This window comes from Psychrobacter sp. FME6 (assembly GCF_014861365.1).
Classification (GTDB): Bacteria; Pseudomonadota; Gammaproteobacteria; order Pseudomonadales; family Moraxellaceae; genus Psychrobacter.
The window spans coordinates 1-17,836 of record NZ_RRYW01000065.1 but is presented as its reverse complement, the minus strand read 5'-3'; the positions used below and the strand labels follow the sequence as shown (position 1 = coordinate 17,836).

Sequence of the window (17,836 nt, the reverse complement as noted above, 5' to 3'; positions counted from 1 at the left end):
GACAGCCATGATAAGTTAAGGCATGGTCACCAATGAATTGACGTTTGCAGTCCTTGCATTGGTAGTTCTGCTTGCCATAGCTTTTTATGCCGTTTTTCTTTAAACTGGGACTGTGACAGTCGGGGCAGCTGATATCTATTTGTGTCTTCATAACCTCAAATATATCATCTTGCTTTGGCTGTCACCCTCCTTTATTTCTTCAGCATACTTTCTGACACACCACCTAAAATTTATCTTATTTTTCTAATTTAATTGCTATTTTATAATAGAGAGTCCCATGCCGCCTAACTTTCATACCGACACCCCACTCGCCCAGCGTATGCGCCCAACGACGCTTGATGCCATTATTGGTCAAGAGCATTTATTAGCAAAAGGGGCACCGTTAAGACGCTTAGTGGAACAAGGACATCTGCCGTCGATTATTTTGCATGGCGAAGCAGGTATCGGCAAAACCACCATCGCCATGCTATTGGCTGATGCCGTTGGACGACCATTCCATGCGCTGTCTGCGCTAAATACTGGGGTGAAGCAACTGCGAGAAGTGCTAGAAAGCAAAGACTCTCTAAGCTTTGAGTCGCCGGTGGTATTTATCGATGAGATTCACCGTTTTAATAAAGCCCAGCAAGATGCGTTACTTGGCGCGGTAGAGTCTGGCGATATTACCTTGATTGGCGCGACGACTGAAAACCCTTCTTTTAGCGTCAATAACGCCCTGTTATCACGTTGCCAAGTATATCGCTTGGAGCCACTGACGCCTGAGCAAATTGCAGCAGTATTACAGCGGGCGCTCTCAGAAGATAATGTATTTAAAAAGTTGACTGTCGATTTGCAGGCGCAAGAAACCATCAGCCAATTGGCACATGGTGATGCGAGAAAGGCGCTAAACTTATTAGAGCTGGCGATTCAAACGGCTGACACCAACCAATCACCGCTCATCGTCGATGATGCTTTAGTCGCTCGTGTCGCCCAGACCGCGCTGGTGCGCTACGATAAAGATGGTGAGCAGCATTATGATATCGTCTCAGCGCTGATAAAGTCCGTACGCGGCTCCGATCCTGATGCAGCGCTGTACTGGATGGCGCGGATGTTGGTCGGTGGTGAGCCTGCTGATTTTATTGCGCGGCGCTTGGTCATTTTGGCCAGTGAGGACATCGGCAATGCTAACCCCAACGCACTACTTCTCGCCGACGCTGCCTTGCGTAGTGTGCAATCTATCGGCATGCCCGAAGCGCGCATTATATTGGGCCAAGTGGTGGTCTATCTGGCGACCAGTGCCAAAAGCAACAGCACTTATAAAGCCATTAATGCAGCAATGAGTTTGGCAGAAAAAGATGCCTCACCTGTCCCGCTGCATCTGCGTAATGGTGTCACTAAGTTGATGCGCAATCAGGGCTATGGGCAAGGTTATGTTTATCCGCACGACTATCCCAATCATTACTACGCTCAAAGCTACTTACCAGATAATTTGCTGGGCACAAGCTTCTATCAGTTTGCGGACAATCAGCGTGAACAACACAGCAAACAGTTTATGGATTGGCTAAAAAGCCAAGCGGCAAGTAACGAATAAGCTCGAGTGGTATTTATTATTGATAACACACATCACTGTTTTTGAGCTACTGAGCGATAGAGTTTAGAGATGAGGCAGCATGCTGGGGTGAAAAGCGTTAAAATGGCCTCATAACGATACAGATAGTCGGTTCAAAATAAAAGCGATACGATTGTAGTAAAGTAAATAGCACTGTATCGGTTTTAAAGTAAATCTACTATACAAGCCAATTGAGTGCTTGATTTTTATAGTAGCCAGCAGATTGCTTTGACCATGAGCCACTTTGCCTAACCGCAACAGCGCTTTGAGCAATCTACTGCTACAATAGACAAATAACATTTTATATCCCCAATCACACATATGTATTAGTACCATTCCCAAAAATCTGAGTAGCAAGGAAAACGAGTGTTAGTGCTACCTTTAGTAGACTAAGCGAGTTTGACACCGTTAATCGTATTTTTTGGGTTGGGTATAATAATAAAACATTGAGACCTACTATGAGTTTAGATACGATTCCTGAGATTATAGAAGACATTCGTGCTGGTAAAATGGTCATCTTGATGGATGATGAAGACCGCGAAAACGAAGGCGATATCATCATGGCGGCGACCCATGTGCGCCCAGAAGATATTAACTTTATGATTACCCATGCGCGTGGTTTGGTTTGCCTAACCTTATCGCAGGCACGTTGCCAGCAGCTGGCATTACCGCTGATGTCAGACCGCAATGAGGCAAAATTTAGCACCAACTTCACTGTGTCTATCGAAGCGGCAGAAGGCGTCACCACCGGTATCTCTGCTGCCGATCGCGCGCGTACCGTGCAGGCAGCTGTTTCCTCTTCGGCCAAACCTGAAGACATTGTTCAGCCGGGGCATATCTTCCCAATCATGGCACAAAACGGCGGCGTCCTGCATCGGGCTGGCCATACCGAAGCGGGTTGTGATTTGGCTCGACTGGCAGGCCTTGAGCCAGCAGCGGTGATTGTCGAAATTATCAATGCTGATGGTACGATGGCGCGCCGTGACGATTTAGAGATATTTGCCAAAGAACATGGTATCAAAATGGGTACGATTGCCGATCTTATCAATTATCGTATTGCCAATGAGCAGACGGTAGAAGAGATTGAGTCGCGTCCTTTTGAGACTGAACATGGCACCTTTACCCTGCATCGCTTCCGCGAGTTTGGTGCTGACGAGACGCATTTAGCCTTGGTCAAAGGGGATGTGAGCGAAGGCGTGAGTACCGTACGTGTGCATGGTTTCCACCCATTACGTGATTTGTTTGCCGCAAAAAATGACACGACAGGTCGTAGTGGCTGGAGCGTGCAATTGGCATTAGAAGAAATTAGCGCCTCAGATCGCGGGGTTTTGGTGTGGATTGGTAATCATCAGCCGATTGATTTGGGCGAGGCGCTTGATAAAGCTTCTGATAATCAATCGATGTCAACGATTACCCAGCAGCCTTATCGCAGCATCGGGGTTGGCGCCCAGATTTTACGCCATTTAGGGGTTCGTGATATGCGCCTATTATCATCGCCGATGAAGTTTTTTGCGTTATCAGGCTTTGATCTAAACGTGGTCGATTTTGTTCATGCGCCCAAGCAAGATTAATATTTGATTGACTGTCTGATTCGATATCTATCATTTATGAAACGGCACGCTAATTTAATGTTAGCGTGCCTTTTTTCGTTTATTCAATATTCATACCATTCACAAAAATTAGAATAGCAAGGCAAACAAGTGCAAGTGCTACGCACTATAGACTAAACGAGTTTGACACAGCTAATCGTACTTTTTGGGTTTGGTGTCAGCTTTAAAGCTCAGGCGTATGACCCACTTCTGCTTCTAAAGTTAATAACCGCTCACGCTCCTCGTTTGTCCACGGCAATTTGTCCTTAGCATTACTCTCTAAACGCACTATAACTGCTTCAGCCGTCGCGACTATAGTTTCTTGAGCGCAGCTATAATAGCTATACTCCATGACTATACTGGTATTACCTAAGCGCTGACAGCGTACCCCTAATAATAACGTATCGGGATAGGTCACTGGGCGTAAGTATTGGCAACTTGATTGTGCCAATACCGTGACCATGCTACCATCAAACATACCAAGCGCTCGTAAATAACCAATACGTGCTGACTCAGCATAACGATAATAGACCACGTTATTGAGATGATTGAACGCATCCATTTCACCCCAATGAATGGGCTGGTGATGAATAACGGGATAATGCGCCAATTCATCAGGGCGAAGATTATCTGTGCTCTCTGCTGCTGAACCTGAATTATTTTTTAAATCCGTCATAATTTCCCTTTTTTTATATTTTATATATAGTCGATTCAATTTAAAAACGATACAGTGTATTAAAAACGAGACAGTGCGGTTGGGATGAATTTTTCGCAGACTCTGTCGGCGCAGGCACAGCACGCAAGGAAGATTTATACCAACCGCACGGTGACATCAGCGTATTGATTTTATTTCGAAATGACTATATCAGCGCTGAGGTTTATCCAAAATCTGAGTGGTTAGCAATGGCGTTGGTTTTGGGGCATTGGTAATCAATTGATCCAACCAATCAACCACCTCTGAAATATCCTCGGGGGCTTGCGTTACTGCTAAGTTATTTACCAGATTTTTTGCATTTTTATCTGCTTTTTTGGTGGCTGTTGATGCGACTGACTCTGGCTTTTTGCGATTACTAGCCGATGACGTATCATTGCTGGCTGATGACTTTGGCGCTAGTGTCTGTAGTTGTTTGCGCGCTTGGGTCAAATAGCTGATAAGTTGGTCGTGCTCACGCATATTGCTGGCTTGGCTCGCTAGATTCAGTGTCATAATAACTTCGTGAATCGTCAGTTGTCTACGGCTTAGACTGGTATTATCGTCGTTGGCTTTAACTGTTGTTGGCGTCTTTTTTTGCTCGCTGCTATTAATATTTATGGCACGCTCGTGGCTGTGCAAAAATTCTTGAATATTTTGAATGGCTAGGTTTTGTAGCTGCCAAGGACTGGGCTGAGAGCTTCTTGCCTGCAAGCGTTCAATATCTTTGAGCAAGCCTTGTTTAATAACCACGGTTAATGCAGGAGATATCTCATTACCGCTTTGAGAAAGTTGCCAATGCAGTCCGCGCAACAAATCAATCGCGGCACTATCGTTATTGTCTGCCAACAATCTATCCACGGCTTGTATTTGAATACGCAACAAATCAAGCTGATTTTGCGCTTGGCTACTGGCTTTGGTAATCGGCTCAGGCAACGTCTGCTGGCTCATGGCAAACAAACGATCGTCCATCTCATTTAGACGGCTGACTACTTGTTCATTGCTATGCAAACGCTCATCGACACTATATTGAAAACGCTGCTGGCTGATATAAAGCCACAATAAAGCGGCTATAAGCAATAAAATAACCAACCATTGCAAGCGCAGCAATAAAATATTTGCTTGCCGGCGCTGCTGGACGGCAGCAGGATCCTCAGATAAAGGCTCAGAATTCATGGACATAAAGCGGTACCGTTATTGGTCAGTTTGAGCGTATCAACAGCAATGAAGGACAGGTATAAAATGCTAGATTTTAGCGTTGTAAGGTTTGGCGCTGATCGCAGCGAGAATAGTTTCTGGGGCCAAATCTTCTACACGCCAATAGCTCAATTGCTGCTCAGCGACGATATTGGCCAAGCGTTCACCAAGTACCACATACGCAAAATCGGTTAGTTTCAGTGCTGCACTGGATAGCATATCACTATCTAAATTTTTTTCTAAAGCCTGTTCTGCGACTGTTTTAACGATACTTTCCCAATGCTCAAAAGCCGTACCACTACTCACAACGACGATTGGCTTTGACTGCTTCGATGGTGCTATGTTTTGTGTCAAGAAGCCTTGTAGCCATTGCTGGTATTGCGCCATCGCCTTGACAGGCATGGTACGCTCATACCAAGCAATACTATCAATATGCACACCACGCGCCTGTAGCGTATCGACCAATAGTCGCCTGCCACCCAAACCGCGCCATACCAGCAGCTTATCACCTGCTTGTAGACTCTCAATCTCAGGCATTGCCAGCATCCCTTCATTATTGGCAACTTTAGGCTGGCGCACTTGGTAACTTGCCGGCTGTATTTTGGCATCATTTAACACTGCAGCGGTCGCTTCACCCACTGCAATAAGATGGCTTGGCGCCTTTACCTCTTTGGTTTCTGTATAGCGATGACTATCAATGCTATCTTGCGCACTCTGCTCACTTATAAGCGCTTGCCAAACCGCCAAACCCGAAGCCGCAGCGGTTGGACTGACGATAACCAGCGCCTTATAATCACCGGCTAGCCATTGACGCATCAGCACCATGTCTTGCTCAGTCGTTGGTCGCGACTGTAGTGCTAACATTGGCATCTCAACCACGGTCAGCCGTGCTGCTTGTAGATACTGCGTCAAAGGGGCTGCACGCTCCACTGGGCGAGTATTGATGACTATTGATGGTAGTAACGAATCTTGAGCAGTCGGTTGGTTGTTATGACTGAGTTTAACATGAGTTGATGATGACGTTGATGATGACATAGACATACCATGACAAATGGCTGATAGGATGGGCTTAACCATAGGCCCGCATCAATAATGACAAGGGGCTATTATGGTTAAGGCTATGATTAAAGAGCTAAAGGCATTTATGCGTTATTCAGGATGATAAATTGCTGCCAAGATAGCACCAGCGCCATCAGCGAGCAGCATTTTTGCGACATCGATACCCAGCTGATTGGCCTGCGCTTCTTGTTCCTCTTGTGTACCAACTAACGTCAAGCGTTTTTCTGATTTTAGTAGCTCGCTACCATCGGCTTGACCCACACGGCCGCGTAACCACAATACATTACCATTGTCGTTATTACCATTATCACCGTTGTCATCATTATTGGCACTCGTTTCATTCGCCATTTGCAACACGGCATAAGCGGCAATCGGCACTTGGCAGCCACCCTCTAGATGACGGTTTAGCGCACGCTCAGCGATAAGGCGAATACGGGCTTTGTCGTCATTAAGCGGTGCCAGTAGTTTTAACACCTCATCATCCCCCTCACGACATTCGATCGCCAGCGCGCCTTGTCCAACTGCAGGCAAGCAGGCATTGATATCAAGCTCACCGCGAATCCGCTCATCCAGCTCGATACGCTGCAAACCACTGGTCGCTAAAATAATTGCATCATATTCACCAGCATCCAACTTACCCAAGCGCGTACCGACGTTACCACGTAAAGTTTTGATTTGTAGGTCTGGGCGATAGGCTTTTATTTGACACTGACGACGCAAACTTGAGGTGCCAACCACCGCACCTTGAGGCAACTCATCGATATTATTGTAGGTGTTAGAGACGAAAGCATCGGTTGGTGAGGCGCGTTTGCAATACACACCAAGCGTCAACCCTTCAGGGAGCTGCATCGGTACGTCTTTTAAGGAGTGCACTGCGATATCTGCCTGCTTACTATATAGTGCTTGCTCAAGCTCTTTGACAAACAAACCCTTACCACCGATTTTAGCCAATGGGGTGTCCAAAATCTTGTCACCTTTAGTGACAATTTTTAGCAAGTTAATCGTCAACTCAGGATACATCTCTAGTAGACGGTCACGAATGTGCTCAGCTTGCCATAGTGCCAAAGGGCTCTGGCGCGTTGCAATATTTAAAGTAGTCAATGCGGATTGCTGCGGATTGCTCATAAAGGGCCTCGGTAAAGTCAATATTATTATAAATTTGATACTATGATGGTAGTGCCTATAGCGTCAGTGCTAAAGGCTCAGCACGAAACACGACTGACGGCTTGCCATAAAAGAGGGGCGATATAATTCATTTATGGCTCATGCTGACGCAAAAAAATACCCCTATTTAAGCATAAATAAGGGTGCGATGATATGGGATGATTATTGCGCTATAAAAACAGCGCGTTACATGCTTTGAATCTTATCGCGTAACGCTGGCAAGTGACGACGGCTAACGGCTAATGTCTCCTCAATGCCTTTAAAGCGAATTTGATATTGTCCCGCATCTAAGGTCTCTAAAAAATCCAAGAAACTTAGATTGATAATCGCATTGCGATGCACACGGAATAGACGGTCTTCAAACTCTTGTTCAAGCTCTTTTAGCGTTTCATCGATGAGCACAATGCCGTCTTTGTGGCGTACTTTGACATACTTTTGATCGGCAGTAAAATAATAGATATCTTTGAGTTTAATCAGCTCTACACCGCGGTGAGTGCGAGCAGCGATATGTTCACGCACTGGCCGCGCCGTTGGGTTTTCAAGCTTACGTATTTCATTTAATTGCGCCGCGTTTAAATTTTTTGCTTTATCTAACGCCTCTAACAACTCGTCTTTGTTTGCAGGCTTCAATAAATAACCAATGGCGTTAGCTTTTAGGGCAGCAATCGCATAATGATCGTAAGCTGTCACAAATATAATCGCTGGTGGATGCTCAAGTTGAGCAAGCTCTTGGGCACAGCGCACACCATCCATCTCAGGCATGCGAATGTCCAACAATATAATATCAGGCTGCTCGGTTTTTACAGCGATAATGGCTTCTGCGCCTGTTGTCGCTTGCGCAACCACTTGATGACCTGACTCCTGTACGATTCTAACCAAACGCTCACGCGCTAGTGGCTCATCATCACAAACTACAATACGCATGCAAACTCCCATCCCAGGATATACTTAGGATTTGTTGATAGTCTTTCAAATATAGTAGCATTCATTATCATGCTATTAGAGTAAGAACCTTTAATTATTAAATGCAGCGATAACTAACTGTATCCACGCCTGCAACGAAAGGTATATTCACTGTCATGGTCTTGATACCATACCTTTATTTGGCCACGTCTATTTAAGGTCTCTCTTTTATAGTCAATCATGGCCAAATATGACACAAATAATCATAGAGGGCATGGTGTAATGAATATACTGCAATAAATATGCCACGCTTATATATTTAACGAAAGCGTAGCAAATATTATACACCAACGTCTTGGAGCGGATAGTCGATGATGGTAACAATCTGAGTACTGCTTACCGTACTTTGAATATCAGCACTTTGACCAAAATAAGAGCGTAAACGCTCCGCTTGGATATTAAAATTCATGTGCTTGCGCAAATCATGGTTAACAATTAAAGTTTTTTTGGGCAGTTCGACATCAATCGTAACCGTAACTCGATGCTGCTGCCACGTCACATTGATATTGATAGATATCATTTCAGTGGTCATCTCAACCACGTTAAGCAGCATTTTTTCGATCACACTTTGTAATGTCAGCGCGGTAATAACCATGTCATACATAATGTCTTCATTGGGCAATTGCCAGCTCACATCGAGCTTGTCTGCCAAACGGCTAGATTCGATGGCCAAATAATGCTCGCAAAGGGCAACCTCTTCTTCAAAACTAATCTCACGCGCGCCCATGAAACTGGCACGGAATAGTGCAGAAACGTGTTGTAATAACTCAGCAGCACGGGATGGATTGGTTTCAATTAGTGACATTAAGGTATTAATGGTATTAAAGAAAAAATGCGGTGCAATACGAGCTTTAATCACATCGTTTTGTGCGATTAATTTGTTCTCAAACGATTGCTTCAGTGCATTCATCTCACGATAACGACGTAGGAAGAATAGCAAAGCCGCAACGGTAAATCCCGCGGTAATCAGCGTATGAAATGCAATCGCTGAAATAAGAAAATAAAAACTTTGATTAAACCAGCCAAAGTTCATCATAATCAGTAAGACTAAAGTGATGGTTACGGCTGTAGCGGTTGTTAATATTAGCAAAACATACAAGCTAACCGTCGTTATGGACAGGCGTTTAAAGATAGGGCGAAGATAGTCAATTAAATAAAAGGAAGGTATCAGTGCGAGTGAGGTTTGAACGAATCTCGCTATAAACTTGATCATAAACTGTGTTTCATTCGGTACGCTATGGCGATCAATAATCGCCACAAATAGCGACCAAAAAAAGATCGCAAGCAACCATTGCCAAGGTTTCATGATCTCCATGAGCTTGGGCATAAAAAACTCTAAGCGCTCCGCTAGTAAGGCAACCTCATCCTTTGCTATACTTGAGTTCTTATTCTGCTGACTTGTCTTGTAATGATATGAATGCCAATTCTTCAAACCCTAGTAATCCCGAATCAAATGTAAACGCCTCTGTCTCTGATTCTAGCACAGATGCCTCAATAACAAATAACGCTGCACAAAACAGCCCTAGAAGCAGTCCTTCAAACAGCCAAGGCCAGCAGATGTGGGGCGGACGTTTTAGCGAAGCGACGGATAGCTTTGTCGCCGCCTTTACCGCATCCGTGGGCTTCGACCAACGCTTTGCGCGTCACGATATCGAGGGCTCGATTGCTCACGCGACCATGCTCAAAGAATGCGATATCTTAACCGCTGATGACGTTGCGACCATTATCGATGGTCTCGAGCAAGTATTGGCTGAGATCGAAGCGGGTGAATTCAACTGGTCCATCCAGCTTGAAGACGTGCACATGAACGTCGAATCGCGCTTGACCGATATAGTCGGCGCGGTGGGCAAAAAGCTGCATACCGGTCGTAGCCGTAACGATCAAGTCGCGACCGACATCCGTCTTTGGTTGCGCGAAGAAACCGATAACATCATTGCATTGTTGGTACGCCTGCAAAGTGGCTTGCTCGATTTAGCCGAGCAACATACTGATACCATTATGCCGGGCTTTACCCATTTGCAAACCGCACAACCAGTCAGTTTCGGTCACCATGTCATGGCATGGTTTGAGATGCTGTATCGCGATACTGAACGTCTGGTTGATGCGCGTCGCCGTATCAATCAATTACCTCTCGGTAGTGCTGCCCTTGCTGGTACGACCTTCCCGATTGACCGTACCATTACCGCTGAACTGTTAGGGTTCGAAGGTATTTGCCAAAACTCACTCGATGCCGTCTCCGACCGTGACTTTGCCATCGAGTTTACCTCAGCGGCGTCTATTTTGATGATGCATATGTCACGCATGAGCGAAGAGATTATTCTTTGGATGTCGGCGCAGTTTAACTTTGTGCAAATCCCCGATCGCTTCTGTACCGGCTCATCGATCATGCCGCAAAAGAAAAACCCTGATGTACCAGAGCTAGTACGTGGTAAAGCCGCACGCGTCTTTGGGCAATTAATGACACTATTAAGTCTAATGAAAAGCCAGCCGCTTGCTTATAATAAAGACAACCAAGAAGACAAAGAGCCATTGTTTGACTGCGTGGACACCCTAACAGGTTCGCTATTGGCTTTCGCCGACATGCTACCGAATATCACCCCCAATAAAGAAAATATGCGCGCTGCGACTATGAAAGGCTATGCGACCGCGACTGATTTGGCCGATTATTTAGTACGCAATGGGGTGGCTTTCCGCGATGCTCATGAAGTGGTTGGTAACGCTGTGGCTTTGGGTATTGCAGAAGGTGTCGATTTGAGTGATTTATCACTGGCGCAACTACAACAGTTTAGCGCTGCGATTGGCGAGGATGTTTTTGACTTCCTAACTTTAGAAGGCTCATTAGCAGCGCGTGACCATTTAGGTGGCACAGCGCCTAATCAAGTGAAGCAAGCGGTAGTTAACGGTCGTGCGCGCTTAAAAGTTTTTGCTTAATTTTAAAATACCAATCTTTAAAACACCCGCCATCGCTGCGGGTGTTTTTTATGGATGAATGCGTTAAGATAAGGCATCTATTTATACTTATAATAAGGAACGTATCATGACTGAGACTTTTAATCCTCAAGCCAATACCGTATTTTGCCGCAAATATAAACAAGAACTGCCAAAAATGCCACATCCACCCTTCCCTAATAAAAAAGGGCAAGAGCTACAAGAAACCGTCTCTGACAAAGCATGGAAAGAATGGCTTGAGCAGCAAACCATGCTGATTAACGAAAACCATCTCAGTATGCTCGATCCTGAAGCCAAAAAATTCTTAACCGAGCAACGCGATAAGTTTTTGGATAACGAAGACTATGAACGCGCGCAAGGCTGGACGCCAGAGAATAAATAAAGGCGATAGATTAGTATTTATAATCATCCTTATTTTTGTCTATATGAATAATTAGCATTAGCCGTGGGCTACTAATTTTGTTAGTATCAAGATGATTTACAACACTGACAGACTCGGGGTGCGGTGTATAAGTGGCTAAAAGCCATTGTACATTCGCTGAGAGATCACCCGCCGAACCTGATGCGGTTAGTACCGACGCAGGGAAGTCTTAAGACTATGTTATATCTGTACAAAAGGCGCGCAGAAATGCCTTTTTATGGTTGCCAGCACCCATCAGCGTTTTAGTGCGGTATGGTGATTTATAAGAAATTGCGCCGAGTAATCCTTTACAAACGACTGATTTAGTTTGATGACTCATTTGTTTGGCGATTACATTTGTCCGTATAACATAGTCTTACCCCGCAGCTACTGGCGGTGTTGCTTTTATTCAAAACAACACGCTAGGACAGCATATGACTATTTTACAAGTAACCACCCCCACCAAAAAAACCTCCAAAGCAGACGCGCTAAAAACCCCCGCCCATCGTAGCGAAACCGACGCTCGTTTTGAAGAGGACGCGCGCGACTTACACCGTATTTTGCCTGCTTCACGCAAAGTCTATATCGAAGGCTCACGACCTGATATTCAAGTGCCCATGCGCGAAATCACCCTTGACCCTACCCCTATTCAAAACGTCTCTGAAAATGAGTGGGAACAAAACCCACCATTCTATGTTTATGACACCTCTGGCGTTTATACCGACCCCAATGCCAGCATTGACTTGACCAAAGGCTTACCAAAATTGCGCGAAGGCTGGATTAAAGAGCGCGGCGATAGCGAACAACTAAGTGGCTTATCAAGCTCATACGGACAAGCACGCGCCCGTGATATCAGCACTGCTAACTTGCGCTTTGCTCATATCGATAAGCCGCGCCGCGCCAAAGCTGTAGATGGCAAAGCTGGCAATGTGACTCAGCTTCACTATGCTCGTCGCGGCATTATCACTCCTGAGATGGAGTTTATCGCCATTCGCGAAACCCAAAAACAGCATGAGCTGACTGATATGCGCCAACACGATGGGGAGAATTTTGGCGCTAACACACCAACTATTATTACTCCTGAATTTGTGCGTTCTGAGGTCGCCGCTGGGCGCGCGATTATCCCCAATAATATTAACCACCCAGAATCTGAGCCGATGATTATCGGGCGTAATTTCTTAGTAAAAATCAACGCCAACATCGGTAACTCGGCGCTTGGTTCTTCCATCGATGAAGAAGTATCAAAGATGACATGGGCGACGCGCTGGGGTGCAGATAATATTATGGATTTATCGACGGGCAATCATATCCATGAAACCCGCGAATGGTTAATTCGAAATTCACCTGTGCCGATTGGTACCGTCCCCATTTATCAAGCGTTAGAGAAAGTCGATGGCGTAGCAGAGGATTTAACGTGGGAGATTTTCCGCGATACGCTCATCGAACAAGCCGAACAAGGCGTCGATTACTTCACCATCCACGCTGGTGTACTTTTGCGTTATGTGCCGCTGACTGCCGGACGCTTGACTGGTATCGTCTCACGTGGCGGATCTATCATGGCGCAATGGTGCATGTTTCATAATAAAGAGAGCTTTTTATATACCCACTTTGAAGATATCTGTGAAATCATGAAGCAATACGATGTGGCCTTTAGCTTAGGCGATGGCTTGCGTCCGGGTTGCTTACAAGATGCCAATGATGAGGCGCAATTTGGAGAGCTGCGTACCCTTGGTGAACTGACTAAACTGGCTTGGAGGCATGATGTACAGGTGATGATTGAAGGCCCCGGGCATGTGGCGATGAACCGTATTAAAGAAAATATGGATTTACAATTAGAGGTCTGTGCCGATGCGCCATTTTATACCTTAGGGCCTTTAACCACCGACATCGCGCCAGGCTACGACCATATTACTAGCGCGATTGGTGCAGCGATGATCGGCTGGTTTGGCACGGCGATGCTCTGCTATGTCACACCTAAAGAACATTTAGGACTGCCAAATAAAAAAGACGTCAAAGACGGTATCATCACTTATAAAATCGCCGCCCATGCTGCTGATTTGGCAAAAGGTCATCCCGGCGCTCAAGCGCGAGATAATGCCTTATCCAAAGCCCGTTTCGAGTTCCGCTGGGACGATCAATTTAATCTAGCACTTGATCCTGATACCGCGCGTGAGTTCCATGACGAAACCTTGCCCAAAGACGCGCACAAGACGGCGCACTTTTGCTCGATGTGTGGGCCAAAATTCTGCTCAATGAAAATCACCCAAAATGTACGTGAGTATGCGGCAGGTTTGGATGCTAAAGAAAATAGCTTACAAGCCACTAATGCTATGAGCGCGGATGCCATTCAAAAAGGTATGAATGAGACGACAGGTTAGTCAGTTGTATAAAGAGGTTCGATTGTTTAACATTTAATGCTTAAGTTTAAGCTTAAATCTAGTCGCTAGGTTTAAGCTTTTTTTACGTCTACTTTCCTTGTACCTGAGTTATCTTGAACCGATTATAATAAGGCCTTTTTAGCCTTTAATGTGATTCATAACTATTTTACTATTTTAGTAACCGTCTTTTTAACCATCATAAAAGCCACAAAGCTAATGACCAGATAAACGGGTGTCAATACTATATAGCCTAATGGTAAAACCCAAATAAAGAACAAATCACGATTCTCTCCTGTTGCGCCTTTACCAATAATCATATCCGTCATCAGTAAATAGAGGTAATAGACTATCAAGCTAAGCAAGGGTACTAAGAAACTACCGGCAAGCATGACTGTCCAAAGGGTTTCGGGCTGAGCTTTCTGTCTACGGATCATCATACGTAAATGCATCCTACCCAATATGAATAGCGCGAAACTTATAGTTATGAATGGCGAAACAGCCGTTAAAACTTTGGCCACAGGATTCAGTGGTTTTTGATAATTGAAACTAATCTCTCTTGGTAAATTCTCATCAAAATACCATTGATTATCAGAGGGTAAAGTATTCTTCGTGCCATCGATATCCATACTGATATAATCTAAATCGCCATTGAAATTTAGCTTAACAAACGACCCTTCAAACTGCTTACCATCACTGGCACTCTCTTTCATCGGCACTAACAAATAAGAATAAGTGCTTATGCCAGTCCAATCACTACCATAATAATGAGGATGAACATCATAAGTGGCTTTAATCGTATGCAGGCCTTGTGATAAGTTAATGTCAATATATTTAGACTGTGCTCTAAATTGTCCTGAATCTATATTATTCGGCATATAAAAGTCAGCCACATCAAGCACAGTATCATCTTCGGCAAGTGTCGCAACAGGCACTGATTGGCCATCTACAAAAAATTCGAAGTCATCACTTTGTCCAAATTCGTCGAACACTTCAAAAACTAATGGGAATTGAAGCCCTCCATGATTGTTGTACAGCTCATAGGTCACCACATAGCGATCATTAGTAGTAGCATTGTCTGTAATGTCGATATCGATTTCGACAGTTTCTGATATGACGTCTATATCATTATTAAAATAAGCAGCACTTGCCCAAGTGCCTGAAAATTTTACAGGCTCCATAGATTGACTAGAGACACTGCAACTTAATAAAAGCAATCCTAAAACAATAAAGCGCAACACAACCTCTCCAGAAACCATAAAAACAAACACAAGTTTAATATCTTTCTACTATAAACACCATATGAAAAATCCCAGCGAACCTAAGGTCAGCTGGGATTCAAAATCAATTATAAAGGTTTAATGTTTAAGGTTTTAAACCTTTGACGCCTCATAAATCTCTTCAATTGAAGTATTGATGGTCGCTGCAAATTCTTCATCGCTTTGCTGTTTGCTCAAGCCTTCGGTAAAGGCACGCGAGAAGCTGGCAATCATTTCCGGGTTTTGTTTAAGTTTAGCGCAAGCGTCGCTACGACTATAGCCACCCGATAGTGCCACTACTTTTAATACTTTTGGATGATCGATCAACTCTTTATAAAAGCCTGCTTCTTCAGGCAACGTCAGTTTGAGCATCACTTGATGACCATCATTTAAACGCTCAAGGTTATTCAAAATACTGGTTTTAAGAATCAGCTCACAATCATGCTTTTGCGCGCTGTTGATATCTACCTCTGGCTCAACGATAGGCATTAAGCCTTTTGAGATGATTTGCTTTGCCACATCAAACTGCTGCTGCACAACCAGTTCAATACCGTCAACATTTGGCTCATAAATGACTGAACGCATTTTGGTACCAAATACGGGATAGTTTTTTGCTTTATCTAATAATAAATCTAAATTTGGCATCGGACGCATCACTTGGACGCCATTCATTTGCTCAGCCAAGCCTTTATCTACTTTTAAGAACAGTACAATATTTTTATTTTCCCATAGATAATTGGCGGTCGGCTTACCATTGACTTCGCGCTCCATGGTATCTTCAAATAAAATCGCCCCAAGTACGCGCTCATTGTCAAATGCATCACAAGTCATGATACGCGCGCGCATTTCATGTACCAAATCAAACATGGTTTCATCGTTGTCATAATCATCGCCACTGACACCGTAATTTTCTAGCGCTTTTGGCGTGCTGCCACCACTTTGATCAAGGGCGGCGATAAAACCTGAACCATTTTTTATACGCTGTAATTGTTTTTCGTATTCCATTGGGTGTGCATCCTGTCCTAATTAATAAAGGTAAAAAATTTTTATAATAAGTCTTTAGCCAAATGTTGTTATGGGCTTGACTGTAAATAACCTTACCATAGGATGCCCTACGTGCCTATATCTGATAAGTTAACAGTTTTATGAAATCACAAATGTAGTTATAAATATAAGTGAAAATCCTACGCTAAAAACAGCACGGCCACACAGCCAATCGCTAACAATAAACCCAATATATTAATTCGATTAAGCTGCTCTTTAAACACACCCACACCAATTAACGTCGCAACGGCAATCACACCAACGTTCATACCCGTGAATACAATACTTGGTGATTCAGACAATACTTGATGCGCCCGTACGTACGCATAAATATTGCCCATATTCAGCGCACCTAATAATAATCCTGCGACCAGGGCATTGCCTTGCCAGCGTACGCGCGTGATGAGCAAATAAACCAATAGCAACAACCCTGCCAGCCCAAAGGTCACAAATAAGGTTAAAGGAAAAGCCGTACCTTGCTTGGCGACTTGCTTAAACAAAATATCAATGATGCCATAGCCGGCCCACACCCCAAATAACCAAAGCGGCGTACGTTTGACTTGTTTGCTGATATCATCTTGCTGCGGACGATAAACCAATGCACCAAGCGCCAAGAATCCTAACGCTAATCCAAATATTCGCGTACCAGTGAGCACTTCACCAAATAATAAAAAGGCAGCCACAATGGGAATGATTAACGATAGGCGTTGCGCAGCATCAGTCGCCACCATGCCCACCGCTTCAATCGCCCGCCCAAGGATGATAAACACCGCTGGCAACAATATACCAAGAGCGATAATAATAGCCCACGCATTACCAAGTGTACCAATGCTACTGACATCAGGTTTTAATAAAACCCAGGTTAATAAAAAAGCAATGGGATAACCTGCCACAATCGTTTGGCGAATATCTATATTTTTTTGACGCAATATTTTCAAAAGTACCGACACAGCGACACTACACAGCACCGCTATCGTTAAATACATCATTGATTTTACCTCTTAGATTAACACATGAAGTGCAATATCAAATGCGAGGTGAAAAAAAGACCTAGATGCGCTAGCATCAAAGTTTTTATCCACCGACCAAAGTGAGATTGCAACCATGAACTATACACATCTAAGCCTAGGTGAACGATACCAGATTTATGCCCTTAAAGGGGCAAAACATAGTATTAAATTTATAGCGAGGGCGTTAAACAGAAGTCCCAGCACCATATCAAGAGAGCTTAGGCGTAATAAAGGCCTGCGCGGTTACCGAGCAAAGAATGCTAATAACAAGGCTTGTGACAGACGGTCAAACAATGCGCCCAGCATCATCGCTGACGTATGGGATTGGGTCACAGATAAGCTAAAAGACAGCTGGAGTCCTGAACAAATAGCCGGCGTTCATGGTGGTATTAGTCACATGAGCATCTATCGCTATATCTGGAGGGACAAGAGGCAAGGCGGCACATTGTGGCAGTGTCTTCGCCGCAAAGGAAAACCTTATCGTAAGCGCCTAACGGCTGAGACCCGAGGCCGTATCAACGACAGAGTCTCGATTCATGAGCGCCCTTGTA

The 17,836-nt window shown here is 44.4% G+C and carries 16 protein-coding genes and 1 riboswitch; of the genes, 6 read left to right on the top strand and 10 right to left on the bottom strand.

The annotated features are described in order from the left end of the window. A partial coding sequence (locus EI162_RS09960; protein ID WP_192524218.1) for an IS1 family transposase occupies window positions 1-151 on the bottom strand: 151 nt, incomplete at its 3' end. A 126-nt stretch (window positions 152-277) separates the two neighbouring features. Between EI162_RS09960 and EI162_RS09955 the strand changes: the two genes are divergently transcribed. Both EI162_RS09955 and ribBA read left to right on the top strand, forming a co-directional pair. After that, window positions 278-1,567 (top strand): replication-associated recombination protein A, encoded by a 1,290-nt coding sequence (locus tag EI162_RS09955; RefSeq protein ID WP_192524217.1) that lies wholly within the window; start codon window positions 278-280, stop codon window positions 1,565-1,567. A gap of 476 nt (window positions 1,568-2,043) precedes the next feature. Continuing rightward, window positions 2,044-3,156, top strand: a complete 1,113-nt coding sequence (ribBA, locus tag EI162_RS09950; RefSeq protein ID WP_192524216.1) for a bifunctional 3,4-dihydroxy-2-butanone-4-phosphate synthase/GTP cyclohydrolase II — start codon at window positions 2,044-2,046, stop codon at window positions 3,154-3,156. A 202-nt stretch (window positions 3,157-3,358) separates the two neighbouring features. Here ribBA and EI162_RS09945 read toward each other — a convergent pair whose 3' ends face one another. From EI162_RS09945 to EI162_RS09920, 6 genes are all read right to left on the bottom strand, one after another. After that, window positions 3,359-3,850 (bottom strand): acyl-CoA thioesterase, encoded by a 492-nt coding sequence (locus EI162_RS09945; RefSeq protein ID WP_192524215.1) that lies wholly within the window; start codon window positions 3,848-3,850, stop codon window positions 3,359-3,361. 189 nt (window positions 3,851-4,039) lie between these two features. Continuing rightward, complete coding sequence (locus EI162_RS09940) at window positions 4,040-5,047, bottom strand: hypothetical protein (protein WP_192524214.1); 1,008 nt, start codon at window positions 5,045-5,047, stop codon at window positions 4,040-4,042. A gap of 63 nt (window positions 5,048-5,110) precedes the next feature. Beyond that, complete coding sequence (locus EI162_RS09935) at window positions 5,111-6,097, bottom strand: uroporphyrinogen-III synthase (protein WP_225736954.1); 987 nt, start codon at window positions 6,095-6,097, stop codon at window positions 5,111-5,113. A 114-nt stretch (window positions 6,098-6,211) separates the two neighbouring features. Continuing rightward, window positions 6,212-7,246 carry a hydroxymethylbilane synthase gene (gene hemC, locus EI162_RS09930; RefSeq protein ID WP_192524213.1) on the bottom strand — a complete coding sequence of 345 codons (1,035 nt, stop codon included), beginning with the start codon at window positions 7,244-7,246 and terminating at the stop codon, window positions 6,212-6,214. Between the two features lie 225 nt (window positions 7,247-7,471). Further along, window positions 7,472-8,209 (bottom strand): LytR/AlgR family response regulator transcription factor, encoded by a 738-nt coding sequence (locus EI162_RS09925; protein ID WP_192524212.1) that lies wholly within the window; start codon window positions 8,207-8,209, stop codon window positions 7,472-7,474. A gap of 319 nt (window positions 8,210-8,528) precedes the next feature. Next, window positions 8,529-9,575 (bottom strand): histidine kinase, encoded by a 1,047-nt coding sequence (locus EI162_RS09920; RefSeq protein ID WP_225736953.1) that lies wholly within the window; start codon window positions 9,573-9,575, stop codon window positions 8,529-8,531. 230 nt (window positions 9,576-9,805) lie between these two features. Between EI162_RS09920 and argH the strand changes: the two genes are divergently transcribed. The 3 genes from argH (at window position 9,806) to thiC (ending at window position 13,975) form a co-directional block, all read left to right on the top strand. Continuing rightward, window positions 9,806-11,179: an argininosuccinate lyase gene (gene argH / locus EI162_RS09915; RefSeq protein ID WP_192524220.1), complete on the top strand. Its 1,374-nt coding sequence runs from the start codon at window positions 9,806-9,808 to the stop codon at window positions 11,177-11,179. Window positions 11,180-11,285: 106 nt separating this feature from the next. Next, entirely contained in the window at window positions 11,286-11,579 is a 294-nt protein-coding gene (locus tag EI162_RS09910; protein WP_192524210.1) for an oxidative damage protection protein, read from the top strand. 104 nt (window positions 11,580-11,683) lie between these two features. Then, a riboswitch (TPP riboswitch) is annotated at window positions 11,684-11,800 on the top strand. 231 nt (window positions 11,801-12,031) lie between these two features. Continuing rightward, window positions 12,032-13,975: a phosphomethylpyrimidine synthase ThiC gene (gene thiC / locus EI162_RS09905; protein WP_225736952.1), complete on the top strand. Its 1,944-nt coding sequence runs from the start codon at window positions 12,032-12,034 to the stop codon at window positions 13,973-13,975. Window positions 13,976-14,136: 161 nt separating this feature from the next. Here the strand turns inward: thiC and EI162_RS09900 are convergent, their stop codons facing one another. From EI162_RS09900 to EI162_RS09890, 3 genes are all read right to left on the bottom strand, one after another. Next, window positions 14,137-15,243, bottom strand: coding sequence for a hypothetical protein (locus tag EI162_RS09900; RefSeq protein ID WP_192524209.1), 1,107 nt, complete (start codon window positions 15,241-15,243; stop codon window positions 14,137-14,139). A gap of 102 nt (window positions 15,244-15,345) precedes the next feature. Beyond that, window positions 15,346-16,236 (bottom strand): fructose bisphosphate aldolase, encoded by an 891-nt coding sequence (locus tag EI162_RS09895; RefSeq protein ID WP_192524208.1) that lies wholly within the window; start codon window positions 16,234-16,236, stop codon window positions 15,346-15,348. 179 nt (window positions 16,237-16,415) lie between these two features. Further along, complete coding sequence (locus EI162_RS09890) at window positions 16,416-17,264, bottom strand: EamA/RhaT family transporter (RefSeq protein ID WP_192524207.1); 849 nt, start codon at window positions 17,262-17,264, stop codon at window positions 16,416-16,418. A gap of 115 nt (window positions 17,265-17,379) precedes the next feature. Here EI162_RS09890 and EI162_RS09885 point away from each other — a divergent pair. Beyond that, window positions 17,380-17,836: IS30 family transposase (locus tag EI162_RS09885; protein ID WP_192522997.1), on the top strand; the 457-nt coding region annotated here is incomplete at its 3' end.

Bases quoted from the DNA above. Each gene is read 5' to 3' on its own strand.
- EI162_RS09955 (WP_192524217.1), top strand. From the start codon at position 278: ATGCCGCCTAACTTTCATACCGACACCCCACTCGCCCAGCGTATGCGC.
- ribBA (WP_192524216.1), top strand. From the start codon at position 2,044: ATGAGTTTAGATACGATTCCTGAGATTATAGAAGACATTCGTGCTGGT.
- EI162_RS09945 (WP_192524215.1), bottom strand. From the start codon at position 3,850: ATGACGGATTTAAAAAATAATTCAGGTTCAGCAGCAGAGAGCACAGAT.
- EI162_RS09940 (WP_192524214.1), bottom strand. From the start codon at position 5,047: ATGTCCATGAATTCTGAGCCTTTATCTGAGGATCCTGCTGCCGTCCAG.
- EI162_RS09935 (WP_225736954.1), bottom strand. From the start codon at position 6,097: ATGTCATCATCAACGTCATCATCAACTCATGTTAAACTCAGTCATAAC.
- hemC (WP_192524213.1), bottom strand. From the start codon at position 7,246: ATGAGCAATCCGCAGCAATCCGCATTGACTACTTTAAATATTGCAACG.
- EI162_RS09925 (WP_192524212.1), bottom strand. From the start codon at position 8,209: ATGCGTATTGTAGTTTGTGATGATGAGCCACTAGCGCGTGAGCGTTTG.
- EI162_RS09920 (WP_225736953.1), bottom strand. From the start codon at position 9,575: ATGCCCAAGCTCATGGAGATCATGAAACCTTGGCAATGGTTGCTTGCG.
- argH (WP_192524220.1), top strand. From the start codon at position 9,806: ATGTGGGGCGGACGTTTTAGCGAAGCGACGGATAGCTTTGTCGCCGCC.
- EI162_RS09910 (WP_192524210.1), top strand. From the start codon at position 11,286: ATGACTGAGACTTTTAATCCTCAAGCCAATACCGTATTTTGCCGCAAA.
- thiC (WP_225736952.1), top strand. From the start codon at position 12,032: ATGACTATTTTACAAGTAACCACCCCCACCAAAAAAACCTCCAAAGCA.
- EI162_RS09895 (WP_192524208.1), bottom strand. From the start codon at position 16,236: ATGGAATACGAAAAACAATTACAGCGTATAAAAAATGGTTCAGGTTTT.
- EI162_RS09890 (WP_192524207.1), bottom strand. From the start codon at position 17,264: ATGATGTATTTAACGATAGCGGTGCTGTGTAGTGTCGCTGTGTCGGTA.